At 71.1% G+C, this 19,222-nt stretch carries 19 protein-coding genes; 7 read left to right on the forward strand and 12 right to left on the reverse strand.

The features are described from left to right. Nucleotides 1-4 precede the first annotated feature (4 nt). From ACWIE7_RS03820 to ACWIE7_RS03830, 3 genes are all read left to right on the forward strand, one after another. Complete coding sequence (locus ACWIE7_RS03820; RefSeq protein ID WP_454068617.1) at nucleotides 5-772, forward strand: hypothetical protein; 768 nt, start codon at nucleotides 5-7, stop codon at nucleotides 770-772. Nucleotides 773-1,103: 331 nt separating this feature from the next. Continuing rightward, on the forward strand, nucleotides 1,104-2,168 hold the full coding sequence (locus ACWIE7_RS03825) for a hypothetical protein (RefSeq protein ID WP_454068618.1): 1,065 nt from the start codon (nucleotides 1,104-1,106) through the stop codon (nucleotides 2,166-2,168). A gap of 153 nt (nucleotides 2,169-2,321) precedes the next feature. Beyond that, nucleotides 2,322-2,516, forward strand: a complete 195-nt coding sequence (locus tag ACWIE7_RS03830) for a hypothetical protein (RefSeq protein WP_454057663.1) — start codon at nucleotides 2,322-2,324, stop codon at nucleotides 2,514-2,516. A gap of 85 nt (nucleotides 2,517-2,601) precedes the next feature. Here ACWIE7_RS03830 and ACWIE7_RS03835 read toward each other — a convergent pair whose 3' ends face one another. The 3 genes from ACWIE7_RS03835 to ACWIE7_RS03845 are packed head-to-tail and all read right to left on the reverse strand — an operon-like array spanning nucleotide 2,602 to nucleotide 5,761. After that, on the reverse strand, nucleotides 2,602-3,528 hold the full coding sequence (locus ACWIE7_RS03835) for a 1,4-dihydroxy-2-naphthoate polyprenyltransferase (RefSeq protein ID WP_454057662.1): 927 nt from the start codon (nucleotides 3,526-3,528) through the stop codon (nucleotides 2,602-2,604). After that, entirely contained in the window at nucleotides 3,525-4,721 is a 1,197-nt protein-coding gene (gene menE / locus ACWIE7_RS03840) for an o-succinylbenzoate--CoA ligase (RefSeq protein WP_454057661.1), read from the reverse strand. Before menE ends, ACWIE7_RS03835 begins: the two co-directional genes overlap by 4 nt. A gap of 29 nt (nucleotides 4,722-4,750) precedes the next feature. After that, complete coding sequence (locus ACWIE7_RS03845; RefSeq protein ID WP_454057660.1) at nucleotides 4,751-5,761, reverse strand: 1,4-dihydroxy-2-naphthoyl-CoA synthase; 1,011 nt, start codon at nucleotides 5,759-5,761, stop codon at nucleotides 4,751-4,753. Nucleotides 5,762-5,784: 23 nt separating this feature from the next. On the opposite strand from ACWIE7_RS03845, the gene ACWIE7_RS03850 reads away from it, so the two are divergent. Next, a complete protein-coding gene (locus ACWIE7_RS03850; RefSeq protein ID WP_454068619.1) occupies nucleotides 5,785-6,855 on the forward strand; it encodes an o-succinylbenzoate synthase in 1,071 nt (356 codons plus the stop codon). A 59-nt stretch (nucleotides 6,856-6,914) separates the two neighbouring features. Continuing rightward, nucleotides 6,915-7,715 (forward strand): hypothetical protein, encoded by an 801-nt coding sequence (locus ACWIE7_RS03855; RefSeq protein ID WP_454057658.1) that lies wholly within the window; start codon nucleotides 6,915-6,917, stop codon nucleotides 7,713-7,715. A 94-nt stretch (nucleotides 7,716-7,809) separates the two neighbouring features. Here the strand turns inward: ACWIE7_RS03855 and ACWIE7_RS03860 are convergent, their stop codons facing one another. From ACWIE7_RS03860 to ACWIE7_RS03900, 9 genes are all read right to left on the reverse strand, one after another. Beyond that, nucleotides 7,810-9,423 carry an ABC transporter substrate-binding protein gene (locus ACWIE7_RS03860; protein ID WP_454057657.1) on the reverse strand — a complete coding sequence of 538 codons (1,614 nt, stop codon included), beginning with the start codon at nucleotides 9,421-9,423 and terminating at the stop codon, nucleotides 7,810-7,812. A 131-nt stretch (nucleotides 9,424-9,554) separates the two neighbouring features. Next, nucleotides 9,555-10,379 (reverse strand): SDR family oxidoreductase, encoded by an 825-nt coding sequence (locus ACWIE7_RS03865; protein ID WP_454068620.1) that lies wholly within the window; start codon nucleotides 10,377-10,379, stop codon nucleotides 9,555-9,557. 53 nt (nucleotides 10,380-10,432) lie between these two features. After that, the gene (locus ACWIE7_RS03870; protein ID WP_454057655.1) at nucleotides 10,433-11,590 is read right to left on the reverse strand and encodes a sulfotransferase family protein; all 1,158 of its coding nucleotides are present in this window, start codon (nucleotides 11,588-11,590) and stop codon (nucleotides 10,433-10,435) included. Nucleotides 11,591-11,610: 20 nt separating this feature from the next. Next, nucleotides 11,611-12,765 (reverse strand): hypothetical protein, encoded by a 1,155-nt coding sequence (locus tag ACWIE7_RS03875; protein WP_454068621.1) that lies wholly within the window; start codon nucleotides 12,763-12,765, stop codon nucleotides 11,611-11,613. After that, complete coding sequence (locus ACWIE7_RS03880) at nucleotides 12,762-13,571, reverse strand: 3'(2'),5'-bisphosphate nucleotidase CysQ (protein WP_454057703.1); 810 nt, start codon at nucleotides 13,569-13,571, stop codon at nucleotides 12,762-12,764. Before ACWIE7_RS03880 ends, ACWIE7_RS03875 begins: the two co-directional genes overlap by 4 nt. A gap of 165 nt (nucleotides 13,572-13,736) precedes the next feature. After that, nucleotides 13,737-14,291 (reverse strand): TetR/AcrR family transcriptional regulator, encoded by a 555-nt coding sequence (locus ACWIE7_RS03885; RefSeq protein WP_454057653.1) that lies wholly within the window; start codon nucleotides 14,289-14,291, stop codon nucleotides 13,737-13,739. Nucleotides 14,292-14,325: 34 nt separating this feature from the next. Beyond that, nucleotides 14,326-14,916 (reverse strand): flavin reductase family protein, encoded by a 591-nt coding sequence (locus ACWIE7_RS03890; protein ID WP_454068622.1) that lies wholly within the window; start codon nucleotides 14,914-14,916, stop codon nucleotides 14,326-14,328. Nucleotides 14,917-15,035: 119 nt separating this feature from the next. Further along, nucleotides 15,036-15,653: a mycothiol transferase gene (locus ACWIE7_RS03895; RefSeq protein ID WP_454057651.1), complete on the reverse strand. Its 618-nt coding sequence runs from the start codon at nucleotides 15,651-15,653 to the stop codon at nucleotides 15,036-15,038. Between the two features lie 36 nt (nucleotides 15,654-15,689). Then, nucleotides 15,690-16,301, reverse strand: coding sequence for a DinB family protein (locus ACWIE7_RS03900; RefSeq protein WP_454057650.1), 612 nt, complete (start codon nucleotides 16,299-16,301; stop codon nucleotides 15,690-15,692). 104 nt (nucleotides 16,302-16,405) lie between these two features. Here ACWIE7_RS03900 and ACWIE7_RS03905 point away from each other — a divergent pair, with 104 nt between their 5' ends. Both ACWIE7_RS03905 and menD read left to right on the forward strand, forming a co-directional pair. Further along, nucleotides 16,406-17,422 (forward strand): helix-turn-helix transcriptional regulator, encoded by a 1,017-nt coding sequence (locus ACWIE7_RS03905; RefSeq protein WP_454057649.1) that lies wholly within the window; start codon nucleotides 16,406-16,408, stop codon nucleotides 17,420-17,422. Nucleotides 17,423-17,432: 10 nt separating this feature from the next. Beyond that, entirely contained in the window at nucleotides 17,433-19,214 is a 1,782-nt protein-coding gene (gene menD / locus ACWIE7_RS03910; RefSeq protein WP_454068623.1) for a 2-succinyl-5-enolpyruvyl-6-hydroxy-3-cyclohexene-1-carboxylic-acid synthase, read from the forward strand. Nucleotides 19,215-19,222: the final 8 nt, after the last annotated feature.

Here is a 19,222-nt window from a genome sequence, read left to right on the forward strand (position 1 = left end):
AGCCATGTTCGCCCGCAAGGTCGTCACCGCCTCCGCTGCCGCGCTCGCCCTGGCGGCACTCGCTGTCCCCGTCGTGAGCGCGCAGGGTGGCGGCTCCGATTCCGGTTCGCTTCCGGTTGAGGGGTTGCTTGGTGGGAGTCTCGCGGGTGGGTCGCTCGCCGTGGATTCGGCCGGCGAACCGGATCCGGATACGGAGGACGGACCCGGCCAGTCGGACGGTGACCCGGCCCTCGGTGGCGGTAGCGGCTCCGCGGGATCGGGGGGCGGCGACAGCAGTCTTCCCGACCTGGCGCCTGAGGACGGCGCGGTGTGCGATCTGCCGGACCTGGGTGGCTCGGTCGCCAAGTTCTATCCGCTGTTCGGAATCGACGGGATCCCTGCCGGGGTGTTCGACATCGTCACCTCCGCCCTGGACACGTTCCCGAACCTGCTCGACATCGTGGCGGGCGAGGGGAGCGGCACTGAAATCCTCGGTCGGACCGGCTCGCTGGACGAGGGTCTGTGTAAGACGATCTTCGGCGGCCAGATGGTGATGCCGCCTGTCACCGTGATCGTCGACGGTGACGGTCAGCCCGTCACCACGGTCACGGGCACCGTCGCTCGCGCGCCTCAGGGGATCGGTGCCGCTTCGTCGCCCGCCTCCGTCACCTCTGTTCCGGTTGCAGGGGCTGCGGAGTCCGGTACCGGCGATTCCGCTCGCGTGTCCGCGCCCACTGACGTCGATGCAGGGGGTGCACGTTCCGCGCTTCCGACCACCGTTCCGGTGTCCTGACACCGCGCAGCTGGCGCAAGCCAAGCCAGCGTCACGCCGCAAACTGCCCGGCCCCACGTGGGGTCGGGCAGTTGCCATTTGTCGCCCTCGGCGGCGCATGCCGCGCGGTGCGCGTCCGGGCCCCGGGGGCGGGCGGTAGCCAGGAGGTAAGTCCCTCGCCACATCGAACCCTATGCCCCACGGGGTATGTTACTGGTGTGATTCATGAGACATAAGTGGTTAATGAGTTAGAAGTAGACAGTTGGTGTGCGAGTGGTTAGAGTGACCCTTGTAATGGTCTGCGCTCTCATTTGGGAGTGAGCGATCGAACCCCTCCGGAAGGAATCAGCCGATGCGTGATCGCCTCGCCCGTCCTCGTCGTATCGTCCGGGGCCGCCTCGTCGCCCCCATCGCAGCCGCCGCCGCTGTCGCGCTGGTGGGTGGCGTCGTCGTCGCCACTCCCGATGCGCCGACCGTCCGTCAAGATGTCCAGACCGTCGCGACCGTCATCCCCGGTCTGCAGGTTGACACCGAGTTCTCTTACGACCTGGACGACCTCAGCTGGACCGGGAGCATGGGTGGTTTCAAGGCCACCGCAGTCAGCGGATTGCCTGACGGCCTGACGTTCGATGGCGGCGTCATCAGCGGTACCCCCACCAAGTCGGGCTTGTTCGATGTCGTCGTGACCGGAACCGCGGGCGGGACGATCGTCGAGCACACCCTCCAGCTGGTTGTCGCCGACTCCGAGGGCAACCTCCCGGCCGGCGCCCAGGCGGGATCCTCGGGTGCGGTCCAGGGCAGCCTCGGCGGCGAGGCGGAGGCCGGCGGCCAGATCGTCACCGGGTCTGAGGGCGCGGACTCGCTGCTCGACGCAGTCGCCAGCATCGTCGTCGCCCTCGGCGGAAACTCTGACTCCGTCGGTGAGCTCGCGACCGGGTCGACAGGCGGCACTGACACCCCGAGCGGCCCGCTCGGCTCGCTGACCGACACCGAGAGCGGGCCAGCCGGTTCGACCACCGAGGGCGAGGCTTCCGGCGACGCCCAGATGACCACCGAGGGCCAGATCACCGTTCCGGGCTCGTCGGTCCCCGGCTCCACCACCACGGGTACCACCGGCTCGCTCGGCAACGTCGCACCGGGTCTCGCCCTGACCGGTGCTGCCCTGCTGGGCCTGGCCGGCCTGAGCATCGTGCTGAACGGCGGGTCCTCGACTCCGGGTGCCTCCTCGAGCGTTCCGGCGCTGCTCGGTTCCAGCACCGGTGGGACGACCACCGGCGGTTCGACCGGATCGGGCCCGAACGGCTCGTCGACCAACAGCCCGGGTGGTTCGGCGGGCTCGGTCGCCCCGACCGTCGCAGCCGGCTCCCCGAAGAAGCCCCAGGCTCCCGGCCCCACGGTCGCCAATGGCCGCGGCTGACCGCTAGAGACTCCCGGCGGCCGGGCAGGTCGTCGGTGACCCCGTCAACCCCGGTAGGCATCTCCTCACCCGAGATGACTACCGGGGTGGCGTGTATTTCGGGCTACGGTGGTCGGGTCGCGGTGTCGCGGCAACAACGTGCGAAAGGCTGTAGTGCGCATCTCCCGACCTGTCATAGCCTCCGTCGTCGCCCTCGGTGCCATGTCCGCGGCCGGGTTCGCGGCCGGCGCGGTCGAGGATCCGGAGGTCGCACCACCGGTTGTCGAGACTGCTGAGCTCCCACATTCGACCATCAATCCGGACGCCGAACAGTCGGACACGGAGCAGCCGGACGCCTCGCGGCCTTAGCCGGACCGGCCACGGCCGATGCCGGCGTCAGCGTCAGCACCCGAGCGGCGCCGACATGCCAGCGCCGACTTGCCGCCGCCGGCGGCTACAGCGTGGCGATCAGGAAGCCACAGCTGACGAGCACGCTCCAGGCGAGCATCGCGACCCCGGCCATCCCGAGCGCCGGAATCAGGTCGGCGCCGGAGGCCCGCGCCCGGACCGGTCCGTTGGCCTTCCACGCAATCGGCATCGCGATCAGTCCGAGCAGCGCCCATGGGGTGGCCGGAATCAGCGCGAGGGTGGCCAGAAGCGGTACGAGCAGTTCGAGCACAGCGTGCAGGCCGCGCGTGTTGGAGTCGCCGAGGCGCACGGCGAGGGTGACCTTGCCGGCCTCGGTGTCCGAGGGGATGTCACGCAGGTTGTTGGTGAGGTTGACCGCGCACGAGAAGCTGCCCACCGCCACGGCCGCGACCACCGCGTACCAGGTAATCGACCCGAGCTGGGTGAACTGCGTGCCGAGCACGGCCACCAGTCCGAAGAACACGAACACCGCGACCTCGCCGAGCCCGCGGTAGCCGTAGGGGGTCTTGCCTCCGGTGTAGAACCAGGCGGCGAAGATGCAGGCCAGCCCCACGAGGATGAGCCACGGCGCCGACGTCGCGCTGAGTACGAGACCGGCCGCGCCGCCGAGGCCGAGGAACGCGAACGCCGCCCGCTTCACCGTCGCCGGCTTGGCGAGCCCGGAGCCGACCAAACGCAGCGGCCCCACGCGCTCGTCGTCGGTGCCACGGATCCCGTCGGAGTAGTCGTTGGCGTAGTTGACGCCCACGATGAACGACCAGGCCACGACCAGCGCCAGCAGCGCCTGCCACCAGACGAACCCGCCGGCCAGCCCGGCCGCCGCAGAGCCGACGAGCACCGGCGCGAACGCGTTGGGCCACGTCCGCGGGCGGGCGCCTTCCAACCAGTGGGCCAGGGTGGCGCCGCCGGACTCGGCGGGGATGTCGGGGGACTGGAAGGTCTCGCGGGTCATTCTGTGATTGTCCCATCGATGACGCCCCGGGCGACGGCGCGTCGGTCCACTTTGCCGCCCGGCAGCGTGGGGAGCTCGGACAGGACCGCCAGCGTGGCCGGGGCCGAGTGCGCGCCGAGGATGGAGGTCACGTGAGCGCGCAACTCGTCCGGCGCGGCGGGGGCGCGGAGGGTCACCGCCGCGACCGGCCGTGCGCCGAGTCTGGTGTCGGGGATCCCCACGACGACGACGTCGACCACCGCCGCGTGCTGCCGCAGCGCATCCTCCACGGTCTGCGGCAAGAGCGTCAGGCCGCCGACACTGATCGCGTCGTCGAGTCTGCCGAGGATGCGGAGCCGGCCATCCGGTCCGAGCCGGCCGGCATCGTCGGTCCGGAACCAACCCCTGCGGGCGAACGCAGGATGTCCTGGTGCATTGCGATATCCCAGCGCGACCTGCGGCCCCGCCAGCCAGACGCGGCCCGAGGCGGTGTCGTCGTCGTCCTCGATGTGGACCTCCACCCCCTCCAGCGGGACACCGTCGTACACACACCCGCCCGCGGTCTCGCTCATCCCGTACGTGCGCACCACGCGGATCCCGGCGTCAGCGGCGCGGGCGAGCAGCTCGGGAGCCGCCGCGGCGCCACCGAGCAGGATGGCGTCGAGTCGGGCGAGGGCGGCGAGGGCCTCGGGAGATCCCTCGTCGAGCACCTTCGCGAGCTGACCCGGGATGAGCGAGGTGTAACCGCGGGCCCCGCCGGCCACGCAGGCCTGCACGGCCGAGGGCAGGCCCGCCGGGTCGAACCCGCCGGACAGGTCCATCACCACCGGGTCGAACCCGGCCCGCAGCGACCGCAGGATCACCTGCAGTCCGGCGATGTGGTGGGCCGGAAGCGCGAGCAGCCACCGGCCCGGACCGCCGAGGAACACATCGGTCGCCGCGGCGGAGGACCCCAGCGCGGCGGCGGACAGCATCGCGCCCTTGGGCGTCCCCGTCGAGCCGGAGGTGCTCACCACCATGGCGGCGCGAGCGTCGATAGGCTCGCCCGGCCGCTGGCTGTCGACGAGCAGACGCGTGCGCGCAGGGTCCTCCGCGGGCACCGGCAACAGGGCGGGCCCACGGCCCGAGAGCATGTCCACCAGCGGGGGGAACACCTCGGCCACCGCCGGTCCTGCCGGCACGGGAAGAATGCGCAGGTCGCGGGTGTCGGTCACGGCTTCTCTGGTGCCTCGGGCCTGGTGAGTCAGTAGTAGTACGGGTAGTCGTCCCAGTTGGGCTCGCGCTTCTCCAGGAACGCGTCGCGCCCCTCGACGGCCTCGTCCGTCATGTAGGCCAGCCGCGTGGCCTCGCCGGCGAACACCTGCTGGCCCATCAGGCCGTCGTCGGTGAGGTTGAACGCGAACTTGAGCATGCGCTGCGCGGTGGGCGACTTGCCGTTGATCTGCCGCGCCCATTCGATCGCCGTCTTCTCCAGCTCCGCGTGGTCGACCACGCGGTTGACCGCGCCCATGGCGAACATCTCCTCGGCGGTGTAGGCCTGCCCGAGGAAGAAGATCTCGCGGGCGAACTTCTGGCCGACCTGCTTGGCCAGGTACGCGCTGCCGTAGCCGGCATCGAAGGAGCCCACGTCCGCGTCGGTCTGCTTGAACCGGGCGTGCTCGCGGGAGGCCAGGGTCAGGTCGGAGACGACGTGCAGAGAGTGCCCGCCCCCGGCCGCCCAGCCGTTGACCAGGCAGATCACGACCTTGGGCATGGTGCGGATGAGCCGCTGCACCTCGAGGATGTGCAGACGCCCGCCCTCGGCCTTCACCCGCGCCTGGTCGACCTTGTCCGCGGTTGCCCCGGCCACGTCCGAGTCGTGCTCGGTCGAGTACTGGTAGCCGGAACGACCACGGATCCGCTGGTCGCCGCCGGAACAGAACGCCCAGCCGCCGTCCTTGGAGCTGGGCCCGTTGCCGGTGAACAGGATGGTGCCCACGTCGGGGGAGCGGCGGGCATGGTCGAACACCCGGTACAGCTCGTCCACCGTGTGCGGCCGGAACGCGTTGCGCACGTCGGGCCGGTCGAAGGCGATGCGCACGATGCCGTTGGCCCGGCCCTCGCCCACGTGCCGGTGGTAGGTGAGGTCCGTCAGGTCCACGCCGGCCGCGAAGCCCTCGATCTCCCGCCACTGCGACGGGTCGAAGGGGTTGTCGGCGCTGTCCCGGGGCGTGCCCTGTGGCGTGTCCTGCCCGGTGCTGCTCTGCTCAGTCATGGCCTCGACGTTAGCGTGGAGCTATGACATCCGTACCGGGCCCCGAGTCGATCGACGATCTGCTCGACCGCGTGCACGTGGTGGCCCTGCCCATGCGGGTGCGGTTCCGCGGCATCACCGAGCGCGAGGTGGTACTGGTCGAGGGCCCGTCCGGCTGGGGTGAGTTCGGGGCCTTCCCGGAGTATGACGACGACGAGGCGGCCAACTGGTTGGCCTCCGCGATCGAGATGGCGTGGCAGGGTCCGCCGCCGGCGCTGAGGACGCGGGTCGCGGTCAACGCCACGATCCCGGCGATCGCGGCGGGCGAGGTGCCCGCGATCCTGGACCGGTTCCCCGGCTGCACGACGGTCAAGATCAAGGTCGCCGAGTCCGGACAGGAACTCGTGGACGACGTGGCCCGCGTCGCCGCCGTTCTACAGGCGCGCCCCGGCGTGCGGGTCCGGGTGGACGCCAACGGGGGGTGGGGCGTCAACGAGGCCGCGGCTGCCGTGCGGGTCCTCGACCAGGCCGTCCGCGCCGCCGACCCCTCGCGCGCGCCGGGAACCGGACCGGTGTCGCTCGACGGGCCGGGCCTCGAGTACGTGGAGCAGCCCTGCGCGACGGTCGACGAGTTGGTCGAGCTACGCGGGCGCCTGGCCGCGGACGGGGTGCGGGTCGATGTCGCGGCGGACGAGTCCATCCGCCGCGCCGAGGACCCGCTTCGTGTGGTGCGCGCCGGCGGCGCCGACCGTGCGGTGGTCAAGGTCGCGCCTCTGGGCGGCCCCCGGCGGCTGCTCGCGGTGGCCGCGGAGCTGGGCGTCCCCGTCACCGTGTCCTCGGCGTTGGACTCGGCGGTGGGAGTGTCCGCCGGTGTCGCGGCGGCCGCTGCGCTACCCGGATGTGGGGACGACGACGCCTTCCCCGCCGCGGGCCTGGGCACCGGAGGGTTCTTCGTCGACGATGTCGTCGAACCGGGCGCGTTCGCCCTGGAGAACGGCAGCCTCCCGGCTCGCCTGGTGGCCCCGGACCCGGCACGGCTGGAGGGGCTGCGGGCGGGCGGCGCGCGCCGGGACTGGTGGATGGGCCGGATCCGCCGCTGCCACGGCCTCCTGTGACCCGGCGGCGGCCGCGGATCCGCCCGTGAACCGGGGTCGCCCCCGATAGAGTTCTCGCCATGGACACTCTCATCGCGGTGGTCTGGTCCGACGCCGAGGACGAAAGCCCCGGCGCGGGCCCTGCCACCGAGACCGCTACTGCCACTGGTGCCGCCACCCCCACGTCGGATGCGGCGCGGGTCCGCGCGGAGATCGCCGAGGCCGTCGCGGAGCCGTTGGCGGACCTGGGCGTGTCGCGCTACGTCGTCAACGTCCGTGACGCCGAGGTCGAAGGCGCACTGATCGACGTCCGCGTGACCCCACGCCGGCTGGTGGCAGCCGTTCGCGCTCGCGTGCCGGTGGCGTCCGCGGCCGGGTGCGCGGACCTACTGCACGCGCTGCGGCAGCTGGGCCCGGTCTCGGCGTGGTCCGTCACCGCCTCGGAAGTCCTGCCGGTGATCGAGACGACCAGCGTCGCCGAGCCACTTCCGCCGGAGGGCGTCAGGTGCGAGGGCATGGCGAATATCGCGTTCCTGCGCCGTCCCGAGCGCATCCCCAGGCAGGAGTGGCTGCGCACCTGGTTGGACCACCACACCACGGTGGCGGTCGACACCCAGTCCACCACCGGCTACACACAGCACGTGGTGGTTCGTGCGTTGACGGACGACGCGCCGGAGATCGACGGCATCGTGGAGGAGATCTTCCCCATCGCGGCGGTTTCCGATCTCGGTGTGTTCTTCGACGCGCCCGGAGACGAGGCGCGGATGGCCGAGAACATGAGGACCATGACCGCCTCGACGTCTCGGTTCCTCGACGAGGGGACGGTCGACGCCGTCCCCACCGGCCGATACGAGATGGAAGTTCGGCGACCGGGCATCTGACAACCCGGCGGCGAGCACGAACGATGAAGCGGCCTCCCCCATCTGTCGTGGGGGAGGCCGCTTCACTCTGCCAGGTGAGAACACCACCTACATATCAGTCCTCGACATAGGCGTCGTCGAACATGACGACGTTCAGCATGGTGGCCTTGAGGCCGTGGACGGAGTCGTCGACGATCGCGTACTCGTCTCCGTTGGCGATCACCGTGAACGGCAGGACCTCGTTGTGGACCTCCTGCAGTGCGGTGAACGCGGCCTTTTGGGATTCGAGGTCGGAGGCCGCCTTGAGTTCGGTGATCGCCGCGGTGAGCCGGGGGTCGTCCACGCCGGTGAGGTTGGTGGCGCCGGTCGGTGTGAGGGCGCTGGCGAACGCGGAGGCGGGGTCGGCGTCGGAGACGGCGATGCCGCTGAGGACGATCTCGTAATCGCCGGTGAACTGACGGGCGGTCACCTGGGAGACCGGGGCGTTCTCGATGGTCACGTTGAATCCGGCGGCGTCGAGCAGCGCCTTGTTGACCACCCCGGCCTCGATGTTCTCCGGGCCATCGGCGATGAGGATCGTCACCGCGCCGTCCCAGCCGGTGTCAGCCTTGACCTCCGCCACGAGTTCGGCCGCCCGCTCCTGGTTGTACGCAGGCCCCTCCTGGCCGTCGTAGAAGCGTGAGCTCTCCGCGAGCAGTGCGGACGTGGGCTCACCGTTCCCGCCGGTCAGGCGCTGGTCCATCAGCTCACGGTCCAGTGCGTAGGCGACGGCCTGGCGCGCACGCTGGTCCGTGAGGACGCCGTCGTAGCCGGCCGCGCCCGAGTTCATGTTGACGACCGATCCGGAACTGATGATGTCGTGGAAACCCTGGACACCCGCGTCCTGCGCCTCGGCGACGAACTTGGCGCCCCGGAGGTAACCCACCTGCAGTTCACCGTTCTGGAACGCTTCGAAGGTGCCCTGCGATCCGGGGATCCGGATGAACTCGAGAGTCGGGCAGACCGGCCCGCCGTAGTAGTCGGGGTTCGGGGTGAGGACGGTCTTCTGGCCCGGGACGAACTCCTCGAGCATGAAGGCGCCGGCGCCGATGGGGGCGGTTTCCCACGCGGCCGGACTGCTGGCCTCGTACGCCTGCTGCGGGATGACCTCGCCGACGGTGCCCGAGAGCAGGACCGGGAAGCCGGCCCACGGTTCATCGAGGGTGAACCTGACGGTCAGCGGGTCCACCGCCTCGGCATCGGAGACCTGGAGAGCATCGGTCATCGCGGTCGACCGCGTGGCGGGGTCCTGGTGGAGACCGAGGGTGAACGCGACGTCCTCGGCGGTCAACGGGTCGCCGTTGGAGAAGGTCACGCCCTCGCGCAGGGTGAGCGTCCACACCGTGTTGTCCTCGTTGGACTCGAGCCCCTCCGCGAGCTGCGGGACGAACTCCCCCGCCTGGGAGTCCCAGCGCATGAGGCGGTCGTACACGGCCGCCGACTGGGCGCCTCCGCGGGTCCCGTACTGGCCCTGACCCGGTGCGAACGAGGGCAGCATGACGTACTCGCCCATGGTGATCGTGCCGCCCGCCGTGTCCTCCGTGCACTCCTCGCCCATGGCCGGGCGGAGCGAGTCGGCGTCAGTCCCGGCTGCCGTCTCCGTGCCGCCGTTCTCGCCGCCGCCGCACGCGGTGAGGGCCAGGGCGGCGGCTGCGAGGACCACGACTGAGGTGGGTGCGGTGCGTTTCATGATTCTCCTTGAGGGGCTGCGGGTCCGGGACGCATGATGCACTGACTTAAAGCGTCTGGTGTGATGAACGTCACGTTGAGTGGTGGGTCGGTGAAGAAACGTGAATACGCGACGCGAACACGTCGTGATCGCTAGTGGTGGCTCTGCCCACAGTTGACGTCCAGGCATTGACCGGTGATGCCGCTGGCGAAGTCGGATGCGAGGAAGATGGCGGCATCGGCGATCTCGTCGGGGGTCGGCAGACGTCGTGAATCCGTCTGCTGGGCCTTCTCGTCGTACTTCGCCGCGACCGTGGCTCCGCCCTTCGCTTCTCGCCGCTCGTAGAAGCCGCGGAGCTTCTCGCCCCAGATGTAACCCGGGGCGACCGAGTTGACGCGGACCCCCTCGGGCGCCAACTCGACGGACAGGCTGCGAGCCGCGGCCAGGAGGGCTGCCTTGTCCATGCGGTAGCTGCCGAACCCTGGTAGGCGATTGCGAAGGACGAGGGAGTTGACGAGGACGACGGATCCGCGCCGAGCGCGGAGCGTGGAGGCGAGCTCCTGAACGAGCCCGACCGAGGCCAGGACGTTCAGGTCCGCCTGCTGCCGCATCTCGTCGAGGTCGGCGTCGAGGAGTTTGATGAACGGCGGGTGGACGAACGCCGCGTTCATCAGGACGTCCACGTGCCCGAACGCATCCGAGGCGGCTCGGACGAGTTCGCGGCGCGCGGCCGCGTCGGTGACGTCCGTCGGCACGGCGAGGGCTTCTCGGCCCAGCGCCCGCACCTCCTGCCCGATCGCGTCGAGGCGCGTCCCATCTCGTGCGGCGAGCACCACGTCGGCGCCGGCCTGCGCGGATCGCACGGCGAGAGAGCGGCCCAGGTCCGGGCCGACCCCGCTCACCAGCACCACCTTGCCCGCCAGAACGGAGGGCGCCGGGGCCCGTGGCGTGGGGGCGGGTTCAACGATGTCGTTCATTGTCACTCCTTGAGATGTGAGATCTGCGGCGACCGGAATCCACATCGCCGGCGTCAGCGGTCGAAGGCGTCCAGGACCTGCTTGTCGGTGAGCCCGTAGTCGGCGAGCGTGTAGCTGTGTCTGGGCGCGGCGGCGCCACTCCTGGCCTCGCGGTCACTCTCGACGACCGACGCTTCGACCTCCGGCGTCCAGTCCAGGTCGAAGGCCTCGTACACCTGGCGCACGGTGGCGACCTGGTCGGACACGAGGTCGCCGAACGCGATGTCGACGAACTGCGCCCGGTCGTACCTGGCACGCGCGTCGTGGAACGCGTGATACGAGTTCGACCAGAGGTCTAGTTGGGTGCGGCCGATGGTCTCGCCCACGAAGGTCTCCGAGTGGCCCGCAGTGGCGCTGGCGGCGAGTGAGCAGGCGGAGGCGATGCAGGTGACCGGTTCACGGTGGGTGTAGACGATCAGCGCATCTGGGTAGACCGCCATGAGGGCGTCCAGTGCGGTCATATGCGACGGGTTCTTCAACACCCAGCGTTTGTCGGGGTCGTTGAGACCGACGAGCTGCAGGTTGCGCCGGTGCCGCGCGTAGGCGTCCGTCCAGTCCTGGCCGGCCAGCCACTCGGTGTAGCGCGGCAGGTACGCGGTGGTCTGATAGGAGTTCGACTTGCCGGTCTGGCGCAGCATCCGCCAACACTCCTCGACCACCGCGGCGTCCATGTAATGGATGCCCATGAACTCCGGGTCCGCGGCGTGATGGGCGGCGAACGCCCGCTGCATCGCGGCATACTGCGGGTTCGACTCCCAGGTGTCGTACGGTGGCCGGGGCTGCGGGAACTGGGTCAGCCACATCTCGAGCCCCTGGGCTCCCGGGTCGGCGTGCAACAGCCGGTGCAGGATCGTGGTCCCGGTTCGGGGCAGCCCCATCAGGAAGATCGGACGTTCGACCCGCACATCGCGGTGGCCGGGGTGGGCCGCGAACGCCGCCTCGGTGAGCAGCACCCCGGTAAGGGCGCTCTTGACCTCCGAGCGCTGGAACGCGCGGCCCCGGGGGGTGAGCCCGGCCTCGGCCGAGTTGAGGTCCTCGATGATCACCCGCAGACCTGCTTCGTGGGCGCCGGTGCCGAGGTCCGACAGTCCTGTGGAGCGCATGGCGGCGGCCACGATCTCCTCGTACGAGCCGACCTCGGCCCGCTCCCTGGTCATGACGTTGTCACTCATGTGGTGGTCCTTATCCGGGGTCACGAGATCATCCGCTGCGCGATGCCGACCTGACGGTCGGCGATCCTCGCGGCGTACTGCTCGGCGGTGACGAGGTTGTCGTCGTAATAGGGCAGGCTCCGGGCGAGGTCGTCGAGGGCGACGAGCTCCACGGACGGTCCGTCGGCTGGCCCGAGCTGACGTTCGGTGTGTTGCCAACGCAGCATGATCACCCCGGACGCGTGGTTCGTGGTGTCGAGCCAGTTCGCGATGCCGGGATTGCGGGTCGAGATCACGTAACGGAACATCCCGTCCGGGTCGGCTTGGGACTGTGCGGCGGTCAACGACGACTGGTAGTGCTCGTAATCGGTCGACACGTACCACTTGGAGCCCAGCTGGGTGGCCTGGTACGCGGCGTCGTCGCACACGGGGACGGTGACGACCAGGGCCTGATCGTCCCGCAGGTCGTAGTGGCCCAGCGCCGAGTACTGGCTGGCCAGCCCGCCCGGTGTCCGCCTGGGCGAGGTCAGGGTGTTGACCGGTTCGGAGTAGGTGAACCACTTCGGGAACTCGAACCACGTGCGGATCCGGGTGGTCAAGGCCTTGGCGGCGACGTCGTAGCGCTTCTGGACCCCCTCGCGGGTCAGCGGCGGCCGCGGCACGCCGGCCGTGTCGAGTCTCTGGATGCGGATCGAGCCACGGCGCTCGGCGATCCAGTTGTTGTAGACCTCTCGGACGATCAGGTTGGAGCCCTTGGACAGCCCGAGTTCGGGGCCGAATCTCCACGTGAAGGTGCCGTCGTCGGCGATGTCCAGCTCGCGATCGTCGAAGGCCGCCAGCGTCGTCGGTGCGCCCGCGGCCGTGTAGCCGCCGTCCATGAGCTGAAAGGACAGGTCCGCCGTGGTGCCCCGCACGCCCGAGACCTCGTAGGTCCCGCCCTCGGTGAGGTAGGCGTTGAAGTAGATCGCGTCCGGGTTGTCGAGTCCCTGACGCGCGTACTGATGAGTGCCGTTCATCAGCACGGGGTGGACGAGGTCGTAATCGAAGGCCGCCTGCACCGACGAGCGGATACTGCCCGCGAGGTAGTCGTAGCCCTCGGCGCGCTCCTGTTCGGTGATGGTGAACGGCGGGTCGGCGATGAGAGCCTCGGCCTCGGCGACCGCGTCCCGCAGGCTCCGGGTCCAGTCCTCGGTCATGAGTCCTCCTCCTGGTGGTTGATCGGGTGGGCCGCGAGATGGTCGAGGATCGGCGCGGCGAGCTCGGGGTGGCACACCAGCAGATCCGGGAGAAGCACGTCGGGTTGGTTGTAGACCAGTGGTGTGCCGTCGATCCGGCTGGTGAACAGGCCGGCGCGGCGGGCCACCGCGACCGGGGCAGCGGAGTCCCATTCGTACTGGCCGCCGGCGTGCACGTAGGCGTCGGTGATGCCCCGGACCACCGAGATGACCTTGACGCCGGCCGAACCCATCGGCGCCAGGTCGGCGCCGAGCTCGGCCGCGAGCTCCTCCACGAACGCAGGTGGCCGGGTCCGGGAGACCGCTATGCGCGGTCGCGCGGCTGCGGGCCCCCGCGCCGCCGGGGCGCACCCCGTGTGGAAAGTCCGGCCGAGCGCGGGCTGGGACACGGCACCGGCGGTGAGCTCGCCGTCCTGCCACAACGCCACGTGGACCGCCCAGTCGTCGCGTGGTGGCTCGGAGTACTCCCGGGTTCCGTCGACCGGGTCGATGATCCAGACCCGCCGCGCGGTGTGCCGGTCGTGGCGGCCGGTGGTGCCGCGGTGCTCCTCCTCGGAGAGCACCGCGTCCCCGGGCGCATATCTCGCGAAGAGGTCCATCAGCACCTCGTGCGAGCAGAGATCACCGGCGTCCTTCAGCTCCTCGCCCGCGAGCCCCGAGCCGCGCAGGTCGAGCAACACCCTGCCCGCGGCCTCCGCCGCCCAGGCCGCGAATCGGTGGTCGTCCCGCAGCGCCTCGGGCGGAGGTGACGGGGCCCCTCGTCGCATCTGCTTCTGCACAGCCGTCACGATGCCCACACTCCTCGGTTCGTATTTCGTGTCAGAACTATGACACCAAAAGCGAACCGGGCACAACCCCTTCGGGCCTGCGGGCCACGCGAGGTCAGGTGTGCGACAGGTCGGGCCCGCACCAGGCCCCTAGCGTGGCCGGGCTCAGACGCGCCCTTCCGGCGGCAGCAGGCGATCGATCGCCCAGGTGACCGCATCGACGGCGTCGTCGGTCGGCATCCGCCAGATCGACGTCAGCCGCTCATAGGTGTCGTTGCTCCACAGCACATCCAGGAGTGCCGCGAGACGACGGTCGCCTCCACAGGCGTCGAGCAATGCCTGCATCCGATCGCGGTTCATGGCGATAGCCGCTTCCGAGGGCGAGGGCTGCGTGTGCAGAGCCCGGTCAAAGGTGCTGAGCGAGGTGAACAGGCGCCCGACCAGCTCCGACACGTCGTCGACGGACAGGTCGTCGTAGGAGATGCCGGCATCCTGATTGATCCGGAGCAACAGTGCTTCGTGGAGGTCCGACTGGGTGGGGAAGTGGCGGTAGACGGTCCGCTCGCTCACCCCGGCGGCGTCGGCCACCGTCTTGAACGTGATGTCCACCCAGTTCCACCCGCCGCTGGCGCGGGCCAGGTCGAGGGCCGCCTCCAGGATGCGCTCGCGCCCCTGCTGCTGTCGGCGGGAACTGTCGTACTTACGAGCACCGGTGGCCATGCCGGAACCCTATCGCCGCCCGCCCGGTCAGCCGCTACTTCATCGGCCGGGGGAGCTCCCGCGTCCGCGGGGCGTAGCCCCACTGGTGCCGGCCCAGGCGGGAGGGCGGCAGCAGCGAGTTGAAATCGGGCAGCCCGTCCGCGGCCAGCACGTCGTCCGCGATGGTCACGCTCACGACCCGACCGAGCAGCATCGCACTGGTACCGAGGTCGATCACGTCGTGGCGGACGCACTCGAACGCCATCGGTGCCTCGGCCACCCGCGGCGCGGCGACTCTGTCGGACGCCACCGAGGTCAGGCCTGTCGCCTCGAACTCGTCAACATCCGGGCCGAACGGGGCGGACGTGGCGTTCATGACCTCCATGAGCGACTCTGTGCCGATGTTCACCACGAACTCGCCGGTGTCCACCAGGTTCCGGTGGGTGTCCTTGTGGCCGATCGAGGTGACCGACAGGATCGCCGGGTCCGTGCAGGCAACGGTGAAGAACGAGTACGGCGCGAGGTTCGGCACCCCGTCGGCGGACACCGTCGACACCCAGGCGATCGGCCGGGGCGCGACCGAAGCGGTGAGCAGCGGGTACAGGCCCCTGGCGGGGGGATCATCGGGCGTGTAGACGGTGCGCATGAGCCCATTCTGCCGCCGTGGCCGCGTATCGTCCTGCCGGGCGGCGGGGGTCACTCTGCCCGTTGCGGGCCGGCGCCCCGCGCCCCACGCCCGCGCCCCGCGCCGCCGCGGACTCACTCTCACCAGGCCGGCGCGGGCACCTCCGGGTGCTCTGCGAACCACCGGCCGATGTAGGACATGTCGATGCCCTGGTCGCGCGCGATGAGGTCGTACATCGTGCCGCCGTCGATGGCCTCGCGCAGGATGTCGGCGTGTCCGCTGTGCCGTTCGATCTCGGCGAGCGCGTGCAGTGCCGCCCAGCGCCCGTTGAACGCGGGCAGGTCCGCGGGGAACCAGGGCATCTCGGTGGGCACCGGAACGGTCGCGTCGAGGTCGGCGGTGCGGAGGTGGTCGAGTGCGGTGGCGTGCCGGCGGTCGAACTCGACCAGGACGTCCTCGGCGGTCGCGTCGGGCGCCACCTGGTTGACGGTCTCCGCGTGTTCGAAGGACTCGAGCAGGGTGCGGCCGGTGTCGAGGGCCCGGGGCGCGGCGGCGGCGCGACCGAGCCAGCTCTCCGCGACCTCACCGATGTGCAGGGTGAGCCAGCCGAGTGTGAGCTCGCTTGACGGGATCGGGCGGGCACGGAGCTGATCTGCGGTCAGTCCGGCGACGATCGATCGCGCGTTGGTGAGCGCGACGTCGATCCACTCGAGCAGGTTCTCGCGCTCGGTGCCGGAGGTGGCGGGGAAGAAGGGCATGACGACTCCTCGTGATCTGGCGGTCTGGTGGTTCGGTCAGCGGGTGGTGGCGTACAGGTCGCGGAGCAGGCACATCTCGGCCCCGTGGTGGATGACCTCGCGGCTGATGTGCAGGACGAGCGTGGCCATGGGCGCGTCGGCCCAGTGCCCCTCGGCGGGGCCGACGGGGGTCGCGAGGGCCCGCGCGTCGAGCCCGCGGACGCCGTCGATCCACCCGGCATAGGTGCGGTCCAACTGGGCGAGGCCGCCGGCGGCGTCCCCGGCGAACTCGTGGGTCATGTAGTCGTGCGGCGGTCCGCCGAAGTGGGAATGCCACCGGGCGCCCAGCACGCCGACGACGACGTGGCCGATCCGCCACGCGATGGTCGTCAGCGGCGCCGGCTGGGGCTCGGGGTAGGCGAAGTCGATCGTGAACTCCCCGGTCCCGCCCTGCATCTCCGTCGCGCCGGTGCCCCGCGGGCGCACGCCCCAGGTCAGCTCGTCGGGAGCAGGGGAGAAGTGGTACTCCTCGTCGGTCAGGCCCTCCAGTCGCGGGCGTAGGTGACCGTGCCAGTGGAAATCCAGTTGGTCGACCAGCTGACCGGTCCAGTCGAGGGGGCTGTCGGTGGCCTGTGGGCGGTCTACGGGCGGGGGACTGTCGGCGGTCATGTCGGGCTCCTGGGGGATCGGTTCCACGGCCTGCGGTCGCGGTGAAAGCAGCATCGCAGCCCATCAGGACAGGATCCGTCCTCTGCGGGTGGGAGACTTCTCGCATGACCGCGGACAGGACGCCCACCACCCAGCGCGTGCTCAGCCTGCTGGACCTGCTCCAGCGCCGGTCCGTGTGGACGGGCGCCGAGTTGGCCGGCGAGCTCGGGGTGACGGTCCGGTCCGTGCGCCGGGACGTCGACCGGCTGCGCGACCTGGGGTACCCCGTCGAGTCGGAGCGCGGAGCGGGCGGCGGTTACCGACTGGGCTCGGGCCGGAGACTGCCGCCCCTCCTGCTCGATGACCGCGAGGCGGTCGCCGTCGCCATCGCCCTGCGCCTCGCCGCCGGCGGTGCGGTCGCGGGCGTCGGCGAGCACGCGTTGGGAGCGCTGACCAAGCTCGACCAGGTGATGCCGGGCCGACTGCGGGAGCGGGTCGCCGCCGTCACCGAGTCGATGGTGGCGGTCCCGGGCACGGACACCCCGGTCGAGCCGGCGCTGCTCATCGAACTCGGGCACGCGGTCCGCGCCTCGGAGCAGGTGCGGATGGACTACCGGGACCGCGCGGGCCGGGACACCGAGCGCCGGGTCGAGCCGTACCGGATCGTGGTGTTGGGCCGGCGGTGGTACCTCCTGTCGTTCGACCTCGACCGGGCCGACTGGCGCACCTTCCGTCTGGACCGCATCCGGTCGGTGCACCGCACGCGCTGGCGGTTCACGCCCCGCGCGGACGTGCCCGATCCGGCCACGCATGTGCAGCAGTCCGTCGCCACGGCGCCGTACGAGTACCGGGCCAGCGTGGTGGTGGAGGCGCCGGCGGAGAAGGTGCTGGAGTGTTTCCCGCCGCCGTTCGGCGCGGTGACGGCCCTGCGCGGCCACGACCACCCCGACGGCCCGGCCTGCCGCCTGGAGGCCGGCGCCACCGACCTGGACGATCTGGCCTGGTACCTGGCCCGCCTGCCCGCGCCGTTCACGGTCGAGTCGCCGGACGGGTTGCGGGGGCGGTTCGCCGCGCTGGCCGAGCGGGTGACCCACGCCGCCCGCCCGTCGCGGGGACCCGACGCCGCGACCGCCCCCGACTAGGCTGGTGGCGATGACTCCCAGCCACCCCACCCAGAGCAATCCCAGCACCGCGCAGGCCCGCGTGCTGGTCGACGAGATGCTCCGCCACGGCATCACCGACGCGGTCCTGTGCCCGGGTTCACGCAGCGCGCCGCTGGCCCTGGCGCTGGCCGCGGCCGAGCGGGCCGGCCGGCTCCGGCTGCATGTCCGGATCGACGAGCGCGGGGCCGGGTTCACCGCACTGGGACTGGCGCTCGGCTCGAAGCGGCCGGTCCCCGTCGTGGTCACCTCCGGCACCGCGGTGGCCAACCTCCACCCGGCGATGGTCGAGGCCGCGCACTCCGGGGTGCCGATCCTCGCCCTGACCGCCAACCGCCCGCCCGAGCTGCGGGGGACCGGCGCCAACCAGACCATCGACCAGGTGGGACTGTTCGGGCCGCACGCGCGAACGGTGGTCGAACTGGGAGCGGCCGGAGACCCCGAGCTCGAGCACCGCCATTGGCGTGCCGCGATCGGCCGCGCGATCCTCACCGCCACGGCCCTGTCGGATCCGGGTCCGGTGCAGGTCGACATCGCCTTCCGCGAGCCGCTCGTCCCGGCGGAGGGGGACGAGGAGTACCGCCTCACCGCCGCCGACGGCACCGCCCTGGGCGGGGATGATGACGACGACGACGCCGCGACCGCGCGCGCTGTCACCGCTGCGCCGGTCGATCTCCCGGAGGGCCGCCCCGGCGGTCGTTCGTGGGTGCAGCGGGCCATGGCGGGGCTGGACTCCGCGCCGGGCGCCTCGGCCGTGGCGGTGGACCTGACCCGGCGGACGCTGGTCGTCTCCGGAGCCGGCGCGCAGCCCGTGTCCGGGCTGGTGGGCGTGCCGACGGTCGCCGAGCCCGGGGCGCCGGTCCCGCTGCACCCGGTGCACCCACTCGCGATCCCCGGACTGTCTCCGGAGCAGGTCGTGGTGACCGGGCGGCCGACCCTGCACAGGTCGGTCACCGGGTTGCTGGCCGATCCCGGGGTCGACCTGGTGATCCTCGACGCGGGCCCGCACTCGCCCAACCCGACCGGCAGCGCCGCCGAACTCGCGGACTCGGTCCTCACCGGGTGGGACGTGGACCCGGCGTGGGTCGCCGAGGCGGCCAAGGTGAACACGCACGCCCATGAGGCGGTCGACCGCCTCCTCGACCGGCACCTCAACTCGGCCGGACCCACCGGGTTGCACGTGGCACGGGCGGTGGCCCGCGGGATGCGGGACGGCGGGAACCTCGTCGTGGGCGCCTCCAACGCCATCCGCGACCTGTCCCTGGTGGGCCCTCTGGACCCCGACGTGTCGGTGTACGCCAACCGCGGGGCGGCCGGCATCGACGGCACCGTGTCCACGGCCATCGGGGTGGCCCTCACGGCGCCGGGCCGCACGGTGGCGCTGATGGGTGACCTGACCTTCCTCCACGACCTGTCGGGACTGGTACTGGGCCCCCGCGAACTGCACCCCGAGGATCTGACGATCGTCGTCGCGGACGACGACGGAGGCGGCATCTTCTCACTCCTCGAGCAGGGCGATCCCCGGCTGGCCACCGATTTCGAGCGGGTCTTCGGCACCCCGCACGGCGCCGACCTGCGCGCGCTCTGTGTCGGCGCGGGCATCCCGTTCACCGACACCGACCCGGCCGGCCTCGAGGAGATGCTCACCGGGCCGTCGATCTCCGCCCGGCACCGCGACATCGTCCCCGAGGGCATGCGCGTCGTGCGGGTCTCCACCAGCCGCCAGGGCCTGCGCGACCTCCACGCCGCCCTACGGGCAGAGGCGCTCGGATGAGCGGGGCC

This window comes from Dietzia sp. NPDC055343 (assembly GCF_053645265.1).